We start from the raw sequence: 21449 nt of genomic DNA, 5'->3' as shown, positions 1-21449 counted from the left end.
GCCGGTTATTGACGACGAGAGCCATTATAGGAAGGCGAGGAGCCGCTCACCACCCTTGACATGACTCAAGCCTTGGTGGGTGTGAGTTTGAGGAAAATCATGTAACCTCGACGTCACCTAGCCCTTTTTTGGTATTTCTCTTAACCATGTAGGCGGAACCGAACCGAGATGCGCTTTCTCAGGCCCAATAAGGGATTGATCGGTGTCGATATCACCTCGGCCACCGTCAAGCTGCTTGAACTCAAGAGTTCCGGCGACAACTACCAGGTGGAGAGTTACGCCGTGCGTCCGCTTCGCGAAGGGGCGGTGGTGGAAAGGCGCATCCGCGATATCGACCATGTCGCCAGTGTTCTCAGCCGCGCAGTGGAGCATGCCAAGCCCTCCACCCGCAAGGCTTCGGTAGCGGTGCCGGCAAGCGCCGCCATCACCAAAACCCTGAGTTTCCCCGCATCGCTCGAGGAAGATGAGATCGAGGAGCGCATCATTCTCGAATCCGACCGTCATATCCCGTTTCCGTTCAACGAGGTGGCATTCGACTTCCACTGCCTCGGGCCATCGCCTTTCGACGATCAGCAGCAACGGGTCATGCTGGTCGCCTGTCGGCAACAGGATGTGACCCAGCTCACCGATACGCTGGAGCGAGCCGGCCTGGAGCCGGCGGCGGTGGATGTGGAAACCTTCGCCATGGAGCGTACCTTTCCCACTTTGAGGCGCCAGTTGCAGTCAGGCGCCGAGGCGGATAGTTGTGTCGGCCTGGTGGATATCGGCGCCAACATGAACGCTTTCCACGTCATGCGTGAAGGACATATCGTCTATAGCCGCGATACTGTCTTCGGTGGTCGCCAGCTCACCGATGCCATTCGTGAGCGCTATCAGCTGAGCATGGAAGAAGCCGGGTTTGCCAAGAAGCGGGGCGGCTTGCCCGAGGATTACCATGACAGCGTATTGACTCCTTTCGTGGAAACCGTGGTTCAGCAGGTGGGGCGCTCGCTGCAGCTGTACTACACGGCGGGGCGCAAGCATGAGGTCAACCGCATCATCCTGGCGGGTGGCTCCAGCGTGATTCCCGGCCTCGCCGAACGAATCGCCGAAGATAGCGGCATGAACGTCACCATCGCCAATCCCTTCCAGCGCATGAAAGTGAATTCTCGACTGAATATCGAAGCCCTGAGCAACGATGCCCCGGCCATGCTTACCGCCTGCGGACTGGCCATGAGGGTCGGCCGATGAACGTGAACATCAACCTGCTGCCGTGGCGCGAAGCCCGCCGTGAAAAACGTACCCGGCGTTTCCACCTGTGCGTGGCGCTGGCCGTCATGGTCGGCTGCGCCGTGGGCTTTGGTGTGGCCCGGAGCTATCAGACATCGCTGGATGCCCAGCAGCAACGCAACGCCTATATCCAGCGTCAGATCGATGCATTGAACGACGACGTCCAGGCGATTCAGGGCTATTCGGCCGATGTGGAGCAGCTCAGCGAGCAGGTCGCCGTCTTCAACAGCCTGCAGACAGGGCGTTCGCGCACGGTCGGGCTTTTCAATGACCTGGCGGGGAGCCTGGCGGAAGGCGTTCACTACCTGAATCTCTCGCGTAGGGCCGAGATGCTGGAAGGAACCGGTATCGCCTCGAGTAACCGCCAGGTTTCCGACCAGTTGCGCGGCCTGGCGGCGGCCCCGGGGCTCGAAGTGCCGATGCTTTCCGAAGTGGAGGAGGAGGCCGAAAGAGGCGGGCGGCGCTTTCGTTTCACCGTCCTTGAAACCCCGCCCCTGCAGCGTGCCGAACCCGGCCTGGCAGATACGGAGGTCGCCGAGTGAATCTCAAGCTGGAGTGGCGTCGTCTGCGGCAAGTGGATTGGCGCGAACTGGATGTCAAGGAGGCCGGTGGCTGGCCGTTTCTGCTCAAGGTGCTGTGTTGCATCCTGGCGCTGCTGCTATCGCTGGCCTTGATGAACTGGTGGGTCATCGGCGAGCGACGTGATGCGCTCGAGAGCGCCGAGCGGCGCGAAGTGGAGTTGCTCGCCGACTATCGCGGCAAGGCCGCAGAGGCCTCGTATCTGCCGGGCATGCTCGAGCAATTGAGCACCCTGGAACTGCAGATGGAGCAACTGCGCGCCATGCTGCCCACCGATGCGGAAGTGCCGTCGCTGCTGGACAGTATCAGCGATGCCGCCGTGGACAATCGCTTGACCATCGAGAACATCCGCCTGCGCGCACCGGTGACGCAGCAATATTACATCGAGCAGCCCTTCGATATTCAGGTGCGCGGCGGTTACCACGAAATCGCCGCTTTCATCAGCGACATGGCGGATTTGTCACGCATCGTGACCCAGCACGACTTTACCCTGGCGCCGGTAGCGCAAACGGGTGGTGAGCTGCGCCTCTCCATGCTGGCCCGTACTTACAACTATCGCCCCGTAAGCGACCGTGCCGAGGAGGAAGTGCAATGAGCCTCCACAAGTCGTCGAGGGCGGGGATAGCGCTGGGAGTATTACTGGGGATGTTGCTGGGGGGGTGCGCCGACCCCCGGCTGAATGAGCTCAAGCAGACGCTGGACGCCATCCGGGAAGCGCCCGGGGGAGAGCCGTTGATCGTGATTCCGGTCATCCCCGATTACCATGGCCTGGAGTATCGCTATGGCGATGCGCGCAGCCCCTTCCTGCCCCGGGAAGTCCTCGACACGTCCCGCAGCGATGAGCGCTACAGTAGCGAGCTGGCGCCCGATCAGCAGCGAACTCGTGAGCCGCTGGAGCAGTTCGACCTGCAGGAGTTGCGCCTGGTGGGAACCTTGCGCATGGGCGCTCGCCGGATCGGCCTGATCGAAACGCCCATGGGCGAGGTGGTTTCGGTCCGGGAGGGCAATTACCTGGGCACCGATTACGGCGTCATCGGCGATATCGGAGAAAATGGAATAGCGGTAGTCGAGCGCATCTATACCGATCGTACCGGTTGGCGGGAGCGCGACGTGGAGTTGACCCTTGATAACGATAAGTGACGGGCTGTCCCCAAAGACAACAAAGCGGAAGGATGCAATGACATTGATGACCCGGAGCGTTGTGATACTGCTGTTGTCGACGCTACCTTCCCTGGCGTTCGCCGCCTCGGTGCTGACGGATCTGGACTTTCGTCGCAACAGTGGGGGCGATGTTGAAATCGACCTGAGCTTTTCCGGCCCGGTACCCGAATTGCGTGGTTACCGCCTGGATGATCCCCCCCGCTTGACTCTGGACCTGGCCGATACTTCCAGCGGTCTCGAGGGGCGTCGTTTCGATGTGGGCGTGGGCGGCGTACAGCGAGTGACCGCGCTGGATACCGGCGCTCGGACTCGGCTGGTCGTGGACCTAGAGCGAGGGCATCCCTATGTCACCTCACGCCAGGGCGATGGGCTGCGAATCGTGATCGGTCCCGGCGTACACGAATCGACTGGCAGCGCCTCGGTAGCGGCTCCCGCCGAGACGGCATCACCGCGCTCGCTGCAGGCGTCGCTAGGCCCCCAGGTCGAGGACATAGACTTCCGGCGCGGTGCTGACGGGGCCGGTCGGGTACTGGTCACTCTGGATCGGGCGGGAGTCGATACTCGGGTGCGCGAAGGTGGCGGCGGCCGAGTGGTGGCGGAGCTGCGTGGCACGGCCATCCCCGATAGCCTCACTCAGGTCTACGATGTCACCGACTTCGGCACGCCGGTCCAGCGCATCACGCCGCACGCAGGCCAGGACGGTACCCAGCTCGAGCTTGTGGTCGACGGAGCCTATGCCATGGTCTCGTCCCAGAGTGGTCGGCAACTGACCATCGAGGTGCAACCTGTCGCCGGCCACGATGCCGACCTTGCGGAGAATAGCGGACAGAACTATACCGGCGAGCGGGTCAGTCTGAATTTCCAGGATATCGAAGTGCGCTCGGTGCTTTCCACCCTGGCCGAATTCACCGGTTTGAACCTGGTGGCAAGCGATAGTGTCAGCGGGCGGGTGACGTTGAATCTCAATGAGGTTCCCTGGGATCAGGCCCTGGATCTCATCCTCAAGAGTCGCGGCCTGTCCAGTCGGCGCGAAGGCGATGTCATCGTGGTGGCACCCGCCGGCGAGCTGGCCGAGATCGAGCGCCAGGAGATCGAGGCGCGCTCCCAGCAAGAGACCCTGGCCCCGCTGGTCACCGAGTTCATCGAGGTCAAGTACGCCCGGGCGACGGATCTCGCCACCTTGCTGCGCGGCGGGGATGGCTTCGGCCTGCTGACCGAGCGCGGCCGGGTCAGTGTCGACGAGCGCACCAACACCCTGCTGATACAGGATACTCCCGACCAGGTGCAGGCCATCCTGCGGACGCTGGAGCGCCTCGACATTGCCGTGCGCCAGGTGCAGATAGAGGCGCGTATCGTCATTGCCAGGGATACCGCTTCCCGTGAATTGGGGGTGAACTGGGGCATGTCGAGTACCCGCGGTTTTCAGGAAGGGGAAGATGGAACTTACACCAGGCGCAATATCAACCCCGATGGCATCAATCGGGCGATGGGAGGGTTGGCAGTCGATATGGGTGGCACTACCGGTAACGATACCGGTTTCAGTTTCGGCTATCTTTCCGGGGACATCCTGCTCGACCTGGAGCTACGTGCCCTGGAAAGCGAAGGCAAGAGCCAGACGATATCCCAGCCGCGAGTGATTACCGCCAATCAGCGTACCGCGAGGATCAGCCAGGGCGAAGAGCGTGCCTATCAGAGCGTAAGCGCAGAAGGTAATCCCGAAACCGAGTTCAAGGAAGCACTGCTCGAGCTTGAAGTCACGCCACAGATAACCCCCGATAATCGCATTATCATGGACTTGATAATCCGTAACGATAGCTTCCGCGACTCCGAGTTTGGCGGCGAGCCGCCGATCGATACCAATACGATCGAAACCCAGGTGCTGGTGGATAACGGTCAGACCGTGGTGCTCGGCGGTATTTTGACCACCGAGGAGCTACGTCAACTGGCCAAGACGCCGCTGCTGGGAGACATTCCTCTGCTGGGCCGACTCTTTCGCTATACCGAAGAGAGCAATGAAAAGGTAGAGTTGTTGGTATTCATTACTCCACGACTCATTGATGAAGGCCTGGCGGTTCCCTGATGCAGGATTTACCCAACCTATTTCTCATCGGTCCCATGGGGGCCGGGAAAAGCACCATAGGCCGTCTGCTGGCGTCTGAATTGTCGCGAGAGTTCTTCGATAGCGATCACGCGATTCAGGACCGGTGCGGGGCGGACATTCCCTGGATATTCGATGTCGAGGGTGAGCAAGGCTTTCGTCAGCGGGAAATGCTCATGATCGACGAGCTGACCCAGCTTCCCGGCGTGGTGGTAGCCACCGGGGGAGGCGCCGTGCTGCGCGAGGAGAATCGCCGTGCCCTGCGCGAACGAGGCGCGGTGATCTATCTTTTCACCACCGTGGAGCAACAGCTCAGGCGTACCGCCAAGGATCGCAACCGGCCACTGTTGCAGTGCGATAATCGAGAGCAGGTGCTCAACGACATGTTCGCCCTGCGTGATCCGCTGTATCGCGCGACCGCCGATGTCACGGTGCGCACCGACCGCCGTAGCCCGCGCGCCGTCGTCAATGAAATCCAGCGACGGGTACGCCGGCTGGTCGATCCCCTGCAACGTAAGGCTTGAACATGACCCACGACAGTACAGCACCGTCTCGCCTGCCGCCCACTACCTTGAACGTGGACCTGGGCGAGCGCAGCTATCCCATTCACATCGGCTCGGCCGTCATGGGCACGGCGGAGTGGCTGGCGCCTTATCTTGCCGGTAATCAGGTCCTGGTTGTTACCAACGAGACGATCGCGCCGCTGTATCTCGAGCGCCTTCGCCTGGGCCTGCCGGACCATCTGGAGGTGCGCACACTGGTGCTGCCCGACGGCGAAGAGTACAAGACGCTGGAGCAGGTAAGCCGCATCTGGGATGCCTTGCTCGAAGCGGGATTCAACCGCCGTTGCACGCTGATCGCACTCGGCGGGGGGGTAATAGGCGACATGGTCGGCTATGCGGCGGCCAGCTATCAGCGTGGCGTGGCCTTCATTCAGGTGCCGACGACACTGCTATCCCAGGTGGACTCCTCGGTCGGGGGTAAGACCGGCGTCAACCATCCGCGGGGCAAGAACATGATCGGGGCCTTCTGGCAGCCCAAGGCGGTGCTGATCGATATCGATACCCTGATCACCCTGCCGTCTCGCGAGCTATCCGCCGGACTCGCCGAAGTGATCAAGTACGGCTTGATTCGCGACAGTGACTTTCTCGGCTGGCTGGAAGCCAATATGCAGGCGTTGCGCGGGCTGGAGCCGGATGCATTGGTGTCGGCCATTGAGCGAAGCTGCCGCCTCAAGGCGGATATCGTTGCCGAGGACGAGACCGAGCAGGGCGTAAGAGCGCTGCTCAACCTGGGGCATACGTTTGGTCATGCGATCGAATCGCACCAGGGCTATGGCCAGTGGCTGCATGGCGAGGCCGTGGGCGCCGGCATGGCCATGGCGGCTGAGCTGTCGCACCGTCTGGGATGGCTGGACGATGCGCAGGTGGCTCGCTGCAATGCCCTCATTGCCAGCGCGGGGCTGCCGCTTGAAGCGCCGCAAGGAATGGAAGCCGACGATTTTCTCGAGCGCATGCGTCTCGACAAGAAAAACCTCGATGCAAGGTTGCGTCTGGTGCTGCTTGAATCGCTGGGCAAGGCGTGTGTCTTCGACGCGACGCCGAGCGACATGCTGCAAGCCCTGCTGGAAGAGTTTCCCCGCCGCTGAGTCCTGATTTTTCATGGCGCCGGTCACGGTTCAAAGCCCGCACACTGCGGGCTTTTTTTATGAAGTAATGACAGGCGTGAGGGAACGTAAATGGATTGAAAATGCGAGAATCCGCATGCCATATGCGCTATCGGCATGGAAAAAAAGGTTTGCTTTGGACTAAAGTCTAGTGCTTGGTAGTCTGCGTTAAAATATCGTTTCGGTTCGGTGCAAGTCGTTGAAGTGTATGTTGTTTTTTCGAATCATTTGCTGCAACTAATGGATTTTCCGAGACTTTTCACCGCTTTGCACGAGGCTGAATATTGCGCGCAAGGGGGCGGAATGGCTATGCTGAGCGGCCATTTTCGCCACGCAGCCGCCACCGCCACGGTGCGCTTGAGTCCGGAAGAGTTGGTCTGAAAAGAAAAATAACCGGACAAGGTATCATGTAAAAGCTGCAAATAAAACACGCTTATCAGAGGCACGCCCATGAACAAAGGTCTTCACCAGCCAGGCGAGTTTCGTGACAACTGCGGCTTCGGCCTGATTGCTCATATGCAGGGGCAAGCCAGTCACGATTTGCTCAAGACCGCGATAGAATCGCTGACTTGCATGACACACCGTGGCGGTATCGCGGCAGATGGTAAAACCGGCGATGGCTGTGGCCTGCTGCTCAAGATGCCGTCGGCCTTCATGCGCGAGGCGGCCAAATCCGACCTGAATGTCGAACTCGGCGAGCGTTTTGCCGTGGGTGTTGTGTTCCTGCCCGACGATGACGAGCGCGATGCGCATGCGCGTCGGGTTCTGGAGCGTGAACTCGAAGCCCGTCAACTGAAAGTGCTTGGCTGGCGCGACGTGCCCACCGACCCCAGCGTGTGTGGCCCCATGGCACTCGATTGCCTGCCGCGCATTCGCCAGGTCTTCGTGGCGCCGGGCAGCGGCGAGCATTTCGATGTCGATCTGTTCATGGCGCGCCGGTATGCCGAACAGGCGCTGAAGGGCGAAGAAGATTTCTACGTCGCCTCACTTTCTTCCGAGGTGGTGTCCTATAAAGGCCTGGTAATGCCCGAAGACCTGCCGGCCTTCTACAAGGATCTCAACGATCCGCGACTGGAAACCGCCATTTGCGTTTTCCACCAGCGTTTTTCGACCAATACCGCGCCGCGCTGGCCGCTGGCTCAGCCGTTCCGCCTGCTGGCGCACAATGGCGAGATCAACACCATCGAAGCCAACCGTGGTTGGGCCAACTCGCGCAAGGCGAACTTCGTCAACGAGCGCCTTCCCGAAATCGCCGAGCTGGACGAGATCGTCAATACCACCGGTTCCGACTCCTCGAGCATGGACAACATGCTCGAGGTGCTGCTCACCGGGGGCATGGAGCTGCACCGTGCCGTACGCATGATGGTGCCGCCGGCGTGGCAGAACGTCGAAACCATGGATGCCGAGCTGCGCGCCTTCTACGAATACAACTCCATGCACATGGAGCCGTGGGACGGCCCGGCCGGGGTGGTCATGACCGATGGTCGCCAGGCGGTGTGCATGCTCGACCGCAACGGTCTGCGCCCGGCGCGCTGGGTGATAACCAAGAATGGCTACATCACGCTGGCGTCGGAAATCGGCACCTACTCCTACAAGCCGGAAGACGTGGTGGCCAAGGGCCGGGTCGGCCCGGGCCGGATGCTGGCGGTGGATACCCAGACGGGTGAAGTCCTGCATACCAGCGAGATCGACGACCGTCTGAAGTCGGCGTACCCCTACAAGCGCTGGTTGAAGCAGGAAGCCAACTACCTGGAGTCGGCACTGACCGAACTGGCACGCTTTCAGAGCGTCGAGCCCGATACGCTGAACATTCAGCAGAAACTTTTCCAGGTCAGCTTTGAAGAGCGCGACCAGGTGCTGCGCCCCCTGGCGGAAAGCGGCCAGGAAGCGGTGGGCTCGATGGGCGACGACACGCCGATGGCGGTACTGTCGGGCAGGCAACGTCCGCTTACCGACTATTTCCGCCAGAAGTTCGCCCAGGTGACCAACCCCGCCATCGACCCGCTGCGCGAAGCGATCGTCATGTCGCTGGAAACCTGCTGCGGCGCCGAGCTCAATGTCTTCAAGGCAACGCCCGAGCATGCTCACCGACTGATCCTGACGACTCCGGTGCTTTCGCCGCGCAAGTTTACCGCCCTGATGTCCCAGGACGATCCGGCTTTCGCCAGCCACACCCTGTCGCTGGGCTACGACCCCGAGCAGCAAAGCCTGCAGCAGGCCTTGCAGGCGCTGTGCAAGGAGGCGGAAACCCAGGTGCGTGCGGGCAAGGTGATCCTGGTGCTTACCGATTCCGACCTGCCCAAGGGGATACTGCCGATCCAGGCGGTACTGGCCGTCGGTGCGGTGCATACGCACCTGGGTCGCCTGGCGCTGCGTCCCAATGCCAATATCGTGGTGGAAACCGGTTATGCCCGAGATGCCCACCAGATGGCGGTGCTGTTCGGTGTCGGTGCTACCGCGGTGTATCCATGGCTGGCCTATCAGGTGATGGCCGATATGCATCGTACCGGCGAGCTGACCGGCAACCCGGCGGATTCCCGCGAGAACTATCGCAAGGGCTTGCAGAAGGGTCTGTTCAAGATTCTGTCCAAGATGGGGATCTCGACGCTGGCCTCGTATCGCGGTTCGATGCTGTTCGAAGCAGTGGGGCTCTCTTCCGAGATCATGCAGATGTGCTTCCCCGGCATGGCGTCGCGCATCGAGGGGACCGGCTTCACCGAGCTGCAACTGCAGCAGGAATTGCTGGCCAAGGATGCCTGGACACTGCGCAAGGGCATCAACCAGGGCGGGTTGTTCAAGTATGTGCATGGCCACGAATACCACGCCTACAACCCCGATGTCGTGATGGTCCTGCAGCAAGCGGTGCAGGAGGGCAGCTACGAGAAGTGGAAGAAGTTTGCCCGCCTGGTCAATGAGCGTCCGGTGGCGACGATTCGCGACATGCTGGCGCTCAAGCCGGCGCAGGACCCGCTGCCCCTGGATGAGGTCGAGCCCATCGAGTCGTTGCTGCCGCGCTTCGACAGCGCCGGCATGAGCCTTGGCGCACTGTCGCCGGAGGCCCACGAAGCGCTGGCGCAGGCTATGAACGAGGCCGGTGGGCGCTCCAACTCAGGCGAGGGCGGCGAAGACCCGGCGCGCTACGGCACCATTCGCAGCTCCAAGATCAAGCAGATCGCCTCCGGGCGCTTCGGCGTCACCCCGGCCTACCTGGTCAATGCCGAAGTCCTGCAGATAAAGGTGGCTCAGGGCGCCAAGCCCGGCGAGGGCGGCCAGTTGCCCGGTGGCAAGGTCAACGATCTGATCGCCCGGCTGCGCTATTCGGTGCCCGGGGTAACGTTGATCTCGCCGCCGCCGCATCACGACATCTATTCGATCGAGGACCTGGCGCAACTGATCTTCGACCTCAAGCAGGTCAACCCCGACGCCCAGGTCTCGGTGAAGCTGGTTTCCGAGCCGGGTATCGGCACCATCGCCACCGGCGTGGCGAAGGCGTATGCCGACCTGATCACCGTTTCCGGCTACGACGGCGGCACCGCGGCGAGCCCGCTGACCTCTATCAAGCACGCCGGTTCCCCTTGGGAGCTGGGCCTGCCGGAAGTACATCAGGCGCTGCGCATCAACGGCCTGCGCGACAAGATCCGCCTGCAGACTGACGGCGGCCTGAAGACCGGGCTGGACGTGATCAAGGCGGCGATCCTCGGCGCCGAGAGCTTCGGTTTCGGTACCGCGCCGATGGTGGCGCTGGGCTGCAAGTATCTGCGTATCTGCCACCTCAACAATTGCGCCACCGGTATCGCCACCCAGGACGACTACCTGCGCGGCGAGCATTTCCGCGGCACGGTGGACATGGTCAAGCACTACTTCCGCTTCATCGCCGAGGAAGTGCGCGAGCTGATGGCGACGCTGGGTGTGCGCCAATTGACCGACCTGATCGGACGCACCGACCTGCTCGAGGTGATCGAGGGGCACACTCCGTCACAGCGCAAGCTGGACCTGACCCCCTTGCTCGATAACGATTTCGTTCCGGCCGATGCGCCACAGTTCTGCCGTGTGAGTCGCAATGTGCCCCATGACCCAGGTGCCAAGAACCAGGAAGTGCTGGCAGCGCTGATGGATGCCATCGAGAACCGCTCGGGCGGTGAGTTCGAATTCACCATCACCAACTGCGACCGCAGTGTCGGCGCGCTGTCTTCGGGGGCCATCGCCAAGCGCTACGGCGAGGAGGGGCTCGAGGACGCTCCGGTCACCGCCCGCTTCACTGGAGTGGCGGGGCAGAGTTTCGGCGTGTGGAACGCCCGCGGCCTCAATCTCTACCTGGAAGGCGACGCCAACGACTATGTGGGCAAGGGCATGAATGGCGGCAAGCTGGTCATCGTGCCGCCCAAGGTCAGTACCTTCGAAAGCCACAAGACCGCGATCATCGGCAATACCTGCCTGTATGGTGCCACCGGCGGCAAGCTGTTCGCCGCCGGAACCGCGGGGGAGCGTTTCGCGGTGCGCAATTCCGGTGCCACAGCAGTGATCGAAGGTGCCGGCGACCACTGCTGCGAGTACATGACCGGCGGACTGGTGTGTGTGCTCGGCGAAACCGGGGTCAATTTCGGGGCGGGCATGACCGGCGGCTTCGCCTATGTGCTGGATGAGGACCGCGCCTTTGTCGACAGGTACAACCATGAGCTGGTGGAGATCCATCGCATCAATACCGAAACGATGGAAGCGTATCGTCGTCACCTGCGCGAAATGATCGAAGAGTATGTGCATGAGACCGGCTCCAAGCGCGGTCAGGATATTCTGGATGACTTCAGCGATTACGCGCGACATTTCTGGCTGGTAAAGCCCAAGGCGGCAAGCCTGGGCGGTCTGCTCGCCGAATCCCGGCGGCGGCCGGAGTGAATTGAGCCCAGCGCAAGACGCCAGGGCCGAGTGACAAGCCAGACGCCAGCCGAGAGGAGAGAGATCATGGCCAATCGTTTGAGTAACGATTTTCAGTTTATCGATGTGGGTCGTAAGGACCCGGACAAGAAAGACGCACGCAAACGCTCCAAAGAGTTCGCGGAGATCTACGAGCCGTTCAAGCCGACCGAAGCCGCGAGCCAGTCGCACCGTTGCCTGCACTGCGGCAACCCGTACTGTGAATGGAAATGCCCGGTTCACAACTACATCCCCAACTGGCTGCAGCTGGTGGTGGAGGGCAACATCCTGGAAGCCGCCGAATTGTCGCACAAGACCAACTCGCTGCCCGAGGTGTGCGGTCGCGTATGCCCGCAGGATCGTCTCTGCGAAGGCGCCTGCACGCTCAACGACGGCTTCGGCGCGGTGACCATCGGCTCGGTGGAGAAGTACATCACCGATACGGCATTCGCCATGGGCTGGCGGCCGGACATGTCCAAGGTGTCCTGGACCGACAAGAAAGTGGCGATCGTCGGCGCCGGCCCGGCGGGGCTGGGCTGTGCCGATATCCTCGCGCGCAGCGGCGTCAAGCCGGTGGTATTCGACCGCTACCCGGAGATTGGTGGCCTGCTGACGTTCGGCATTCCCGAATTCAAGCTGGAAAAGAACGTCATGGAGCGGCGCCGTGCGGTATTCGAGGAGATGGGTATCGAGTTCCGCTTGAATACCGAGATCGGCAAGGATATCGATTTCGATACCCTGATGGCCGACTACGACGCGGTCTTCCTGGGCATGGGCACCTACAAGTCCATGCAGGGTGGTTTTCCCGGCGAGGAGCTTCCGGGCGTCTACAAGGCGCTCGACTTCCTCATCGCCAACGTCAACCACTGCCTGGGCTTCGAGAAGGAGCCCAGCGACTACATCTCGTTCGAGGGCAAGCGCGTGGTGGTGCTGGGTGGCGGCGACACCGCCATGGACTGCAACCGCACGTCGATTCGCCAGGGCGCGACCAGCGTGACCTGCGCCTACCGCCGCGATGAGCAGAACATGCCGGGGTCGCGTCGCGAAGTGGCCAATGCCCGCGAAGAGGGTGTCGAGTTCCTGTTCAACCGCCAGCCGGTGGCGGTGGTGGGCGAGGAGAAGGTCGAAGGCGTGAAAGTGGTGCGCACACGACTGGGCGAGCCCGACGAGAACGGCCGCCAGCGTCCCGAAGTGGTGCCCGGGTCCGAAGAGGTTATCCCAGCGGATGCAGTCATCGTCGCGTTCGGTTTTCAGGCCAGCCCCGCCGAATGGTTCAAGGGTGCCAAAATCGAGGTCGACGAGCGTGACCGGGTGCTGGCGCCGGAGCACGGTCGGTACGCCTTCCAGACCAGCAACGAGAAGATCTTTGCCGGTGGCGACATGGTGCGCGGTTCCGACCTGGTGGTGACCGCCATCCATGAGGGTCGTCAGGCTGCCGAAGGCATCCTGGAATACCTCGGCGTATAACGCCACCGAGTCGCACAGCGCCCTGGCTATTGCCGGGGCGCTGTCGTTTGGGGCGTCACGGTACTAGACTTCGATGAAAACCGACAAGCGGAGGGCATGATGGAGTCGACACTGGTAGAGCTTGGCCTGGCGGATGCAAAATCGGGGGCGGTGAGCCCCGAGCGGATGACCTTCTCTGATGACGGCTCGATTCCCAATACGCGACTGGCGACGCTGCACTACCGATCCGGGGGGCTTGATTCGACACTCGACCGCGAGGCCATCGCCGAGCGCTTCGAGCGGCTGTTCAGCGTCAGCGGCTGGACACCTAGCTGGCGCGGCGGGGTCTACGATTACCACCATTATCATTCCATCGCCCACGAAGCGTTCGGTGTACTGGCGGGCTGGGGGCGGCTGCGCCTGGGCGGTGAGCGGGGCGAGGATGTCGAGATCCGTGCCGGCGATACGCTGGTACTGCCGGCGGGTACCGGGCACTGCTCGTTGGAGGCGAGCGATGATTTTTTGCTGTTGGCCGCTTACCCCGAGGATCAGCGTGAGCTCGACCTGCTGCCCGCCGACCCGGCGGAACACGACGCGGCGGTGGTGCGCATCGCCAAGGTATCGCGTCCCGCATACGACCCGCTGGGCGGGGAGCTCGCCCGCTGGTGGCCGCAATAGTGGCTACCGTAGGGTTGCGGGTGTAATTGAGGCTTTAGGCGTAATCTGCTACCCTGTCGACCCATTCTGGTGTGGCTTTCTGCCGTGCCTTCTGATCACGTTTCGACAGGTTATCCATGACACGATATATCTTCGTGACCGGCGGCGTTGTGTCTTCATTAGGCAAGGGCATCGCCTCCGCCTCGCTGGCGGCGATTCTCGAGGCGCGCGGCCTCAAGGTCACCATGCTCAAGCTCGACCCCTACATCAATGTGGACCCGGGTACCATGAGCCCCTTCCAGCACGGTGAGGTTTTCGTCACGGAAGATGGTGCTGAAACCGACCTCGACCTGGGCCACTACGAGCGTTTCATCCGTACCAAGATGACCCAGGGCAACAACTTCACCACCGGTCGCGTCTACGAGCACGTGCTGCGCAAGGAGCGCCGTGGCGATTACCTGGGCGGCACGGTGCAGGTCATCCCGCACATTACCGACGAGATCAAGCAGCGCGTCTATGCCGGTGGCGAAGGCTTCGATGTGGCGCTGGTGGAGATCGGCGGCACCGTGGGCGATATCGAATCACTGCCGTTTCTGGAATCCATTCGCCAGATCCGCAGCGAGCTGGGGGCCAGCCGCGCCATTTTCATGCACCTGACCCTGGTGCCCTATATCAAGACCGCCGGCGAGACCAAGACCAAGCCGACCCAGCACAGCGTCAAGGAGCTGCGCTCGATCGGTATCCAGCCGGATATCCTGATCTGCCGCAGCGAGGTCGAGCTCGAGGAGAGCGAGCGGCGCAAGATCGCCCTGTTCACCAATGTCGAAGAGCGTGCCGTGGTGCCGCTGCAGGATGCCGATACCATCTACCGTATCCCGCTGATGCTCCATGAGCACGGTCTCGACGAGATCGTCTGCGACAAGTTGCGCCTGGAAGCCGAGGAAGCCGACCTCTCCGAGTGGGTCAAGGTACTGGATGCCAAACTCAATCCTCTGAAGTCGATCAGCATCGCCATGGTCGGCAAGTACATGGAATTGCTGGATGCCTACAAGTCACTGAACGAGGCGTTGATCCACGCCGGAATCCAGGGGCGGATCAAGGTCAATGTCGACTATATCGATTCGGAGGACATCGAGCGCCACGGCACCGAACGCCTGGCCGGAAAGGACGCCATTCTGGTGCCGGGTGGTTTCGGCGAGCGCGGCGTGGAAGGCAAGATCGCCACGGCCAGGTTCGCTCGCGAAAACGGCATTCCCTACCTCGGTATCTGTCTGGGCATGCAGGTGGCGGTCATCGAGTTCGCCCGACACATCGCGGGCTGGGAAGATGCCAATTCCACCGAATTCACCCACGATACCCAACACCCGGTGGTGGGGTTGATCACCGAATGGCTCAATGCCGAAGGCAAGATCGAACTGCGCGATGCCGCATCCGATCTGGGCGGCACCATGCGCCTGGGTGGCCAGGTCTGCCACCTGAAGTCCGGCAGCAAGGCACACGAGGCGTACGGCAGCGATGAGATCGTCGAGCGCCATCGTCATCGCTTCGAGGTCAACAACCAGTTCATCGGCGAGCTGGAACAGGCCGGGCTGGTGGTGTCGGGCAAGAGCGTCGATCAGTCGCTGGTGGAAGTCATCGAGTTGCCCGATCATCCCTGGTACGTGGCCTGTCAGTTCCATCCCGAATTCACCTCCACGCCACGCGACGGCCATCCGCTGTTCTCCGGTTTCGTCAATGCCGCGGTGGAGCACAAGACGGCGCGCACTCGAGCCCATAACACGCATCAGGAGTAGCGGCGATGACCACACCCGAACGCGAGATCGAGTTTGCCGGCCTCAGGGCCGGCAATTCTTTGCCCTTGATGTTGCTGGGGGGCATGAATGTTCTCGAGAGCCGCGACATGGCCCTGGACATTGCCGCCGCTTACGTCGAGGTCACCCGCAAGCTTTCGATGCCCTTCGTGTTCAAGGCCAGTTTCGACAAGGCCAATCGCAGCTCGATTCACTCCTACCGCGGCCCCGGGCTGGACAAGGGTCTCGAGATCCTTACCGAGGTCAAGGCTCGCTTTGACGTACCCATCATCACCGATGTGCACGAACCCTGGCAGGCGACACCGGTGGCGGAAGTGGCGGATATCATCCAATTGCCGGCGTTTCTGGCCCGCCAGACCGATCTGGTCGTGGCCATGGCCGAGACAGGGGCGGCAATCAACATCAAGAAGCCGCAATTTCTGGCCCCCCATGAAATGCGCCACATCCTGCGCAAGTTCGAGGAAGCCGGCAACCAGCGCTTGATGCTGTGCGAACGCGGGTCGAGCTTCGGCTACAACAATCTGGTGGTCGATATGCTCGGCTTCGGCGACATGAAGCAGACCGGTTATCCCGTCTTCTTCGACGTGACTCACGCCTTGCAGCGCCCCGGTGGACGCGCCGACAGTGCCGATGGTCGCCGTGCCCAGGTGGCCGAGCTGGCCCGTGCCGGCGTGGCGGTAGGCCTGGCGGGGCTCTTCCTGGAAGCGCATCCCGACCCCGATGCCGCCTTGTGCGACGGCCCCTGTGCCTTGCCGCTGGACCAGCTCGAACCTTTCCTGCGCCAAATGTCAGCTCTGGATACGCTGGTGAAAGGGTTCGATCCGTTGCATATTCGTTGAGCAGCCAATCCATGGGCCGCGCGGCCACAGCTTTATTGCGACACATTGACCGATATGACGAAGGACATACCGATGACCAAGATTGTTGATATCAGCGCGCTTGAAGTACTCGATTCCCGGGGCAATCCCACGGTAATGGCAAGGGTGAGTCTGGCCAGCGGCGCCGTGGGCGAAGCCTGCGCACCGAGTGGCGCCTCCACCGGTTCCCGGGAGGCCCTGGAATTGCGCGACGGCGACAAGGCGCGCTATCTCGGCAAGGGTGTCCTGCGTGCAGTCGAGGCGGTCAACGGTGCCATTCGCGATACGCTGGTGGGAATGGACGCCCGCGACCAGCGTGGCCTGGACAACGCCATGCTCAAGCTCGATGGCACCGACAACAAGGCCACGCTCGGCGCCAACGCCATCCTGGCGGTTTCCCTGGCGGCGGCCAAGGCTGCCGCCAATGCCAAGGATGTGCCGCTGTACGCGCATATCGCCGAGCTCTACGGGCGACCGGGCGAGTACCTGATGCCAGTGCCGATGATGAACATCCTCAATGGCGGCGAGCATGCCGATAACAACGTCGACATTCAGGAATTCATGGTTCAGCCGGTGGGTGCGGCGAATTTCCGCGAAGGGCTGCGCATGGGAGCGGAAATCTTCCACGCGCTGAAAAAGGTGCTGTCGGCGAAAGGGCTGTCCACCTCGGTGGGCGATGAAGGAGGCTTCGCGCCGAACCTGTCTTCGAATGCCGAAGCCTTGACCGTGATCAAACAAGCGGTCGCCGATGCCGGTTACGCTCTGGGCAAGGACGTCACGCTGGCGCTGGATTGTGCTTCCAGCGAGTTCTACCGCGATGGCCGTTACGATCTGGCGGGGGAAGGCAAGGCCTACGATGCCGCCGGCTTCGCCGATTACCTGGCGGGGCTGTGCGCCGACTATCCCATCGTCTCCATCGAGGATGGGATGGATGAGTCCGATTGGGATGGCTGGAAGGCATTGACCGACAAGCTGGGCGACAAGGTGCAACTGGTGGGCGATGATTTGTTCGTCACCAATACCCGAATCCTCAAGCGTGGTATCGACGAGCAGATCGGCAATTCGATCCTGATCAAGTTCAATCAGATCGGTTCGCTCTCCGAGACGCTGGATGCGATCAAGATGGCTCAGGATGCCGGTTTCACCGCTGTCATCTCGCATCGCTCCGGTGAGACCGAAGATACCACCATCGCCGACCTGGCCGTCGGTACCAGCGCCGGACAGATCAAGACGGGCTCGTTGTGCCGCAGCGACCGGGTCGCCAAGTATAACCGCCTGCTGGTGATAGAGCAGGAACTGGGGTCCCAGGTGGGATATCCGGGATTGAAAGCCATCAAGGGGCAATAAAAGCCCGATTGCCGATGTGCCTCCCTATCGAGTCAGGGAGGCTGGTGTAAGCTATTTCTTCAATAGTTGTAAGAGTTTTCTTACAAAAAGGCAGGAAATCCGATACGTAGAGCGAAGAAATTCGCCAGTGATTTTGCTTAAATCATTGTTTATAAAGTATTGACTGCTAAGAGCGAGCCTGCGTGGCTCGCTCTTTCGTTGTCAGGGCCGCCTTGAGTTAAACTAACAACCTGCCACACTGCTCAACAAGGACAGGGGAGGCAAGGAAGTCTCACGCAGGATGCAACGGGATGCAGGACGGTGCGCTGGGTGAAACAGGACGTTGGCCCTGGCAGGGACGGCACTACAGGAGTTGCAACAGAGGGAATTGTTGGAGGAAACGCTTGGAGCGGGCGGCCTACGGGCCGCCTTTTTTTGCGTCCGGTTTTTACGCGTTTCGGAATTACGCTGCGGGCCAGAAGCCTATCAAGGGGCCGGCCGATATGCACGGCCCTCAAGAGTGACCTGAAAAAAGGTTAGCGCTCGAGCTTTTCCAGTTTGCCTGTCTTGCCATCCCACTCTTCTGCATCAGGCAAGGGATCTTTCTTTTCGGTGATATTGGGCCAGACTTCAGAGAGTTCGGCGTTGATCTCGATAAAGCTTTCCTGCCCCTCCGGTAGTTCATCTTCCGAGAATATCGCCTCCGCCGGGCATTCCGGCTCGCACAGGGCGCAATCGATGCACTCATCGGGATGAATGACCAGGAAATTGGGGCCTTCGTAGAAACAATCGACCGGACAGACCTCGACACAGTCGGTGTATTTGCATTGGATGCAGTTCTCGGTAACGACAAATGTCATGTCGGTATCCCTCTAGCGTTTACGGGGCTCAACGCCCGGTGTCGGTCATGGGTTAAAAATCCGTTATAAAAGTATGGATTTTTATAAGATAAAAAACTTAGCGGCCATTCTAGTCGGGCCGTTGTGTCGGCGGCAAGCGTGTTCCATTACAGCATCTCTCGCCACTGATACAACATTTCCAGCGCCTGCCTTGGGGTCAGCTCATCCACGGCCAGGTGGGTCAGCTCCTCCACGACCGGATGTGGCGTGGCGGCAAACAGGTCGGCCTGCTTCGGCGGAGCGGTAGCGTCCGGCGACGAACCCAGCACCGCCCGGTTCTCCGCATGGACTTCCTGCTGTTCCAGCTGGATCAGTTTCTCCTTGGCTCGGTTGATCACAGCCGCGGGTACGCCGGCCAACTGGGCGACCTGTAGCCCGTAGCTCTGGTTGGCGGGGCCGGGCTCGATGCGGTGCATGAAGACGATGCCGTCGCCATGCTCGGTTGCCGTCAAATGGACGTTGGTCACACCGTCGGCGTGTTCCGGCATCGCGGTCATTTCAAAGTAATGCGTGGCGAACAGGGTCAGCGCGCCAGTGCGTGCCAGGTGCTCGGCACTGGCCCAGGCCAGCGACAGGCCGTCGAAGGTGCTCGTGCCGCGTCCGATCTCATCCATCAATATCAGGCTATGATCGGTGGCATTGTGCAGAATATTGGCGGTTTCGGTCATTTCCACCATGAACGTGGAGCGACCGCCGGCCAGGTCGTCTGATGAACCGATACGGGTGAATATTCGATCCACGGGGCCGATGCGCGCTTCGCTGGCGGGCACGAAACTCCCGGCATGGGCCAGCAGTGTGATCAGAGCGGCCTGGCGCATGTAAGTGGATTTACCGCCCATGTTGGGGCCGGTGATGATCAACATATGCTGGTCATCGTCCAGACACAGGTCGTTGGGCACGAAAGGTGTTTCGCTGACCCGTTCCACCACCGGGTGGCGACCGGCCTTGACCCAGACTCCTCGGGCTTCGCTCAGCTCGGGGCGAATCCAGTCCAGTGCTTCGGCGCGCTCGGCAAAGGCGCACAGGACATCGAGCTCGGCCAGGGCGCGAGAGGTGGCCTGCAGCTCGCTCAGCCCTTCATTCAGTTCATCCAGCAGGCATTCGTAGAGCCACTTCTCCCGGGCCAGGGCGCGGGATTTTGCCGATAGCGCCTTGTCTTCGAACTCCTTGAGCTCGGGGATGATGAAGCGTTCGGCGTTCTTGAGGGTCTGGCGGCGGATATAGTCGGCCGGGGCACTCTGGGCCTGGGCGCGGGAAATCTCGATATAGTAACCGTGTACTCGGTTGTAGCCTACCTTCAGGCCGCTCAAGCCGGTGCGTTCGCGTTCACGGGTTTCCAGGCGGACCAGGTATTCGCCGGCGTTTTCGGCCATGCCGCGATGTTCGTCCAGCTCGCTATCGAATCCCTCCGCCAGTACGCCGCCGTCGCGTAGCACCACCGGTGGGTTTTCGACCAGGGCACGGTTCAGGGTGTCGCTGAGCTCGGGGTAGGGTCGGACATGTTGCTTGGCGGTATCGAGTGCGCTGCCGGTGTCGATATCGGCAAGCTGAGTCTGCAACTCGGGCAAGGTGGCGAGCGCATCGCGCAAACGTGCCAGGTCGCGAGGTCTTGCGCTGCGCAGGGCGACCCGGGCGAGTATGCGCTCGACATCGCCGGCGCCCGCCAGCGTGTCGCGTAGGGCCACGTATCTCGCTTGCACCAGCAGCAGCGCCACTGCCGACTGGCGGGCTCCCACCAGGTCACGCTGGCGCAGCGGCCGGTTCAGCCAGCGCTTGAGAAGCCTGGAGCCCATGGCGGTGGTGCAGGTATCCACTACGCTAGCCAGGGTATTTTCGCCGCGGCCGGTCAGGTTGGTATCGATCTCCAGGTTGCGGCGACTGGCGGCGTCGATCACCACTGCGTCATCACGGCTTTCCACCGCTATCGCGGTTACGTGGGGAAGACGCGAACGCTGGGTGTCCCGGGCATAATCAATCAATACCCCGGCGGCGACCAGGGCGGTGGTGAGGTGGGCGCAGCCGAAGCCGCGCATGTCTTGTACTTCGAACTGATCGCACAGGCTGCGGGTGGCGCTCTCCAGGTCGAACAGCCAGTCGTGCTGGCGGCGCAGGCCGCGCAGTTCCTGCAGGGCGCCCGGCAGGTCCAGCGACTCGGGCACCAGAAGCTCGGCGGGCGATAGCCGCGTCAATTCCGCCAGCATTTCCGCCTCGCCTTCCACCTCGACGACGCTGAAGCGTCCGCTCGACAGTTCCAGCCAGGCAATGCCCCACGACGCCTCATGGGGATAAAGAGCGGCGAGGACATTGTCACGGCGGGCATCGAGCAGGGCTTCGTCATGCAGCGTGCCGGGCGTGACGATGCGTACCACCTTGCGTTCCACCGGGCCTTTGCTGGTGGCGGGATCGCCGATCTGCTCGCAGATCGCCACCGATTCACCGGCGGTTACCAGGCGCGACAGGTAGCCTTCGGCGCTGTGGTAGGGGATGCCCGCCATGGGAATCGGCTTGCCACCGGACTGGCCACGCTGGGTCAGGGTGATATCCAGCAGCGCGGCGGCACGCTTGGCATCGTCGAAAAAGAGCTCGTAGAAATCCCCCATGCGGTAGAAAAGCAGAACCTCGGGGTGGTCGCGTTTGATCTTGAGGTATTGCGCGATCATCGGCGTATGTGCAGGGCTGAGCTGTGACATGAGCTTCCTGGTTGAGCGTGCGCCCGCCCCGGCCAAGGTGCTGGTCCTGGGCGGCATGTTCTGTGGGCAAGGAAAACAC

At 61.6% G+C, this 21449-nt stretch carries 15 protein-coding genes; 13 read left to right on the top strand and 2 right to left on the bottom strand.

Going from position 1 to position 21449, the window contains the following annotated elements; translation table 11 throughout:
* Positions 1-168: 168 nt before the first annotated feature.
* The 13 genes from pilM (at position 169) to eno (ending at position 17802) form a co-directional block, all read left to right on the top strand.
* Complete coding sequence (gene pilM / locus R5M92_RS09295; RefSeq protein ID WP_346795645.1) at positions 169-1230, top strand: type IV pilus assembly protein PilM; 1062 nt, start codon at positions 169-171, stop codon at positions 1228-1230.
* Positions 1227-1811, top strand: a complete 585-nt coding sequence (locus R5M92_RS09290; RefSeq protein WP_346795644.1) for a PilN domain-containing protein — start codon at positions 1227-1229, stop codon at positions 1809-1811. The genes pilM and R5M92_RS09290 overlap by 4 nt, the downstream gene beginning before the upstream one ends.
* The gene (locus tag R5M92_RS09285) at positions 1808-2443 is read left to right on the top strand and encodes a type 4a pilus biogenesis protein PilO (RefSeq protein ID WP_346795643.1); all 636 of its coding nucleotides are present in this window, start codon (positions 1808-1810) and stop codon (positions 2441-2443) included. Before R5M92_RS09290 ends, R5M92_RS09285 begins: the two co-directional genes overlap by 4 nt.
* Positions 2440-2988, top strand: coding sequence for a pilus assembly protein PilP (locus R5M92_RS09280; protein WP_346795642.1), 549 nt, complete (start codon positions 2440-2442; stop codon positions 2986-2988). The genes R5M92_RS09285 and R5M92_RS09280 overlap by 4 nt, the downstream gene beginning before the upstream one ends.
* A 37-nt stretch (positions 2989-3025) precedes the next feature.
* Entirely contained in the window at positions 3026-5089 is a 2064-nt protein-coding gene (gene pilQ, locus R5M92_RS09275) for a type IV pilus secretin PilQ (RefSeq protein WP_346795641.1), read from the top strand.
* Positions 5089-5631, top strand: a complete 543-nt coding sequence (gene aroK / locus R5M92_RS09270; RefSeq protein WP_346795640.1) for a shikimate kinase AroK — start codon at positions 5089-5091, stop codon at positions 5629-5631. Before pilQ ends, aroK begins: the two co-directional genes overlap by 1 nt.
* Before the next feature lie 2 nt (positions 5632-5633).
* Positions 5634-6755, top strand: a complete 1122-nt coding sequence (gene aroB / locus R5M92_RS09265; RefSeq protein WP_346795639.1) for a 3-dehydroquinate synthase — start codon at positions 5634-5636, stop codon at positions 6753-6755.
* Positions 6756-7223: 468 nt separating this feature from the next.
* Positions 7224-11666 (top strand): glutamate synthase large subunit, encoded by a 4443-nt coding sequence (gene gltB / locus R5M92_RS09260; protein WP_346795638.1) that lies wholly within the window; start codon positions 7224-7226, stop codon positions 11664-11666.
* Between the two features lie 66 nt (positions 11667-11732).
* Positions 11733-13151, top strand: a complete 1419-nt coding sequence (locus R5M92_RS09255; protein ID WP_346795637.1) for an FAD-dependent oxidoreductase — start codon at positions 11733-11735, stop codon at positions 13149-13151.
* Positions 13152-13250: 99 nt separating this feature from the next.
* Positions 13251-13808, top strand: coding sequence for a cupin domain-containing protein (locus tag R5M92_RS09250; protein ID WP_346795636.1), 558 nt, complete (start codon positions 13251-13253; stop codon positions 13806-13808).
* A gap of 116 nt (positions 13809-13924) precedes the next feature.
* Positions 13925-15580, top strand: coding sequence for a CTP synthase (locus R5M92_RS09245; RefSeq protein WP_346795635.1), 1656 nt, complete (start codon positions 13925-13927; stop codon positions 15578-15580).
* 5 nt (positions 15581-15585) lie between these two features.
* Entirely contained in the window at positions 15586-16437 is an 852-nt protein-coding gene (gene kdsA, locus R5M92_RS09240) for a 3-deoxy-8-phosphooctulonate synthase (RefSeq protein ID WP_346795634.1), read from the top strand.
* A 72-nt stretch (positions 16438-16509) separates the two neighbouring features.
* Complete coding sequence (eno, locus tag R5M92_RS09235) at positions 16510-17802, top strand: phosphopyruvate hydratase (protein WP_346795633.1); 1293 nt, start codon at positions 16510-16512, stop codon at positions 17800-17802.
* 515 nt (positions 17803-18317) lie between these two features.
* Here the strand turns inward: eno and fdxA are convergent.
* A complete protein-coding gene (fdxA, locus tag R5M92_RS09230; RefSeq protein ID WP_346795632.1) occupies positions 18318-18641 on the bottom strand; it encodes a ferredoxin FdxA in 324 nt (107 codons plus the stop codon).
* A gap of 146 nt (positions 18642-18787) precedes the next feature.
* Entirely contained in the window at positions 18788-21370 is a 2583-nt protein-coding gene (gene mutS, locus R5M92_RS09225) for a DNA mismatch repair protein MutS (RefSeq protein ID WP_346795631.1), read from the bottom strand.
* Positions 21371-21449: the final 79 nt, after the last annotated feature.

It is taken from the genome of Halomonas sp. Bachu 37, assembly GCF_039691755.1.
In the GTDB taxonomy this organism is placed as follows: Bacteria; Pseudomonadota; Gammaproteobacteria; order Pseudomonadales; family Halomonadaceae; genus Vreelandella; species Vreelandella kashgarensis.
The sequence above is the reverse complement of the archived record's forward strand: the minus strand, read 5'-3'. Positions and strand labels throughout refer to the sequence as shown.

What these genes read in the sequence shown, in the direction of transcription:
- pilM (WP_346795645.1), top strand. Translation starts at nt 169, where the DNA reads ATGCGCTTTCTCAGGCCCAATAAGGGATTGATCGGTGTCGATATCACC.
- R5M92_RS09290 (WP_346795644.1), top strand. Translation starts at nt 1,227, where the DNA reads ATGAACGTGAACATCAACCTGCTGCCGTGGCGCGAAGCCCGCCGTGAA.
- R5M92_RS09280 (WP_346795642.1), top strand. Translation starts at nt 2,440, where the DNA reads ATGAGCCTCCACAAGTCGTCGAGGGCGGGGATAGCGCTGGGAGTATTA.
- pilQ (WP_346795641.1), top strand. Translation starts at nt 3,026, where the DNA reads ATGACATTGATGACCCGGAGCGTTGTGATACTGCTGTTGTCGACGCTA.
- aroK (WP_346795640.1), top strand. Translation starts at nt 5,089, where the DNA reads ATGCAGGATTTACCCAACCTATTTCTCATCGGTCCCATGGGGGCCGGG.
- aroB (WP_346795639.1), top strand. Translation starts at nt 5,634, where the DNA reads ATGACCCACGACAGTACAGCACCGTCTCGCCTGCCGCCCACTACCTTG.
- gltB (WP_346795638.1), top strand. Translation starts at nt 7,224, where the DNA reads ATGAACAAAGGTCTTCACCAGCCAGGCGAGTTTCGTGACAACTGCGGC.
- R5M92_RS09255 (WP_346795637.1), top strand. Translation starts at nt 11,733, where the DNA reads ATGGCCAATCGTTTGAGTAACGATTTTCAGTTTATCGATGTGGGTCGT.
- R5M92_RS09250 (WP_346795636.1), top strand. Translation starts at nt 13,251, where the DNA reads ATGGAGTCGACACTGGTAGAGCTTGGCCTGGCGGATGCAAAATCGGGG.
- R5M92_RS09245 (WP_346795635.1), top strand. Translation starts at nt 13,925, where the DNA reads ATGACACGATATATCTTCGTGACCGGCGGCGTTGTGTCTTCATTAGGC.
- kdsA (WP_346795634.1), top strand. Translation starts at nt 15,586, where the DNA reads ATGACCACACCCGAACGCGAGATCGAGTTTGCCGGCCTCAGGGCCGGC.
- eno (WP_346795633.1), top strand. Translation starts at nt 16,510, where the DNA reads ATGACCAAGATTGTTGATATCAGCGCGCTTGAAGTACTCGATTCCCGG.
- fdxA (WP_346795632.1), bottom strand. Translation starts at nt 18,641, where the DNA reads ATGACATTTGTCGTTACCGAGAACTGCATCCAATGCAAATACACCGAC.
- mutS (WP_346795631.1), bottom strand. Translation starts at nt 21,370, where the DNA reads ATGTCACAGCTCAGCCCTGCACATACGCCGATGATCGCGCAATACCTC.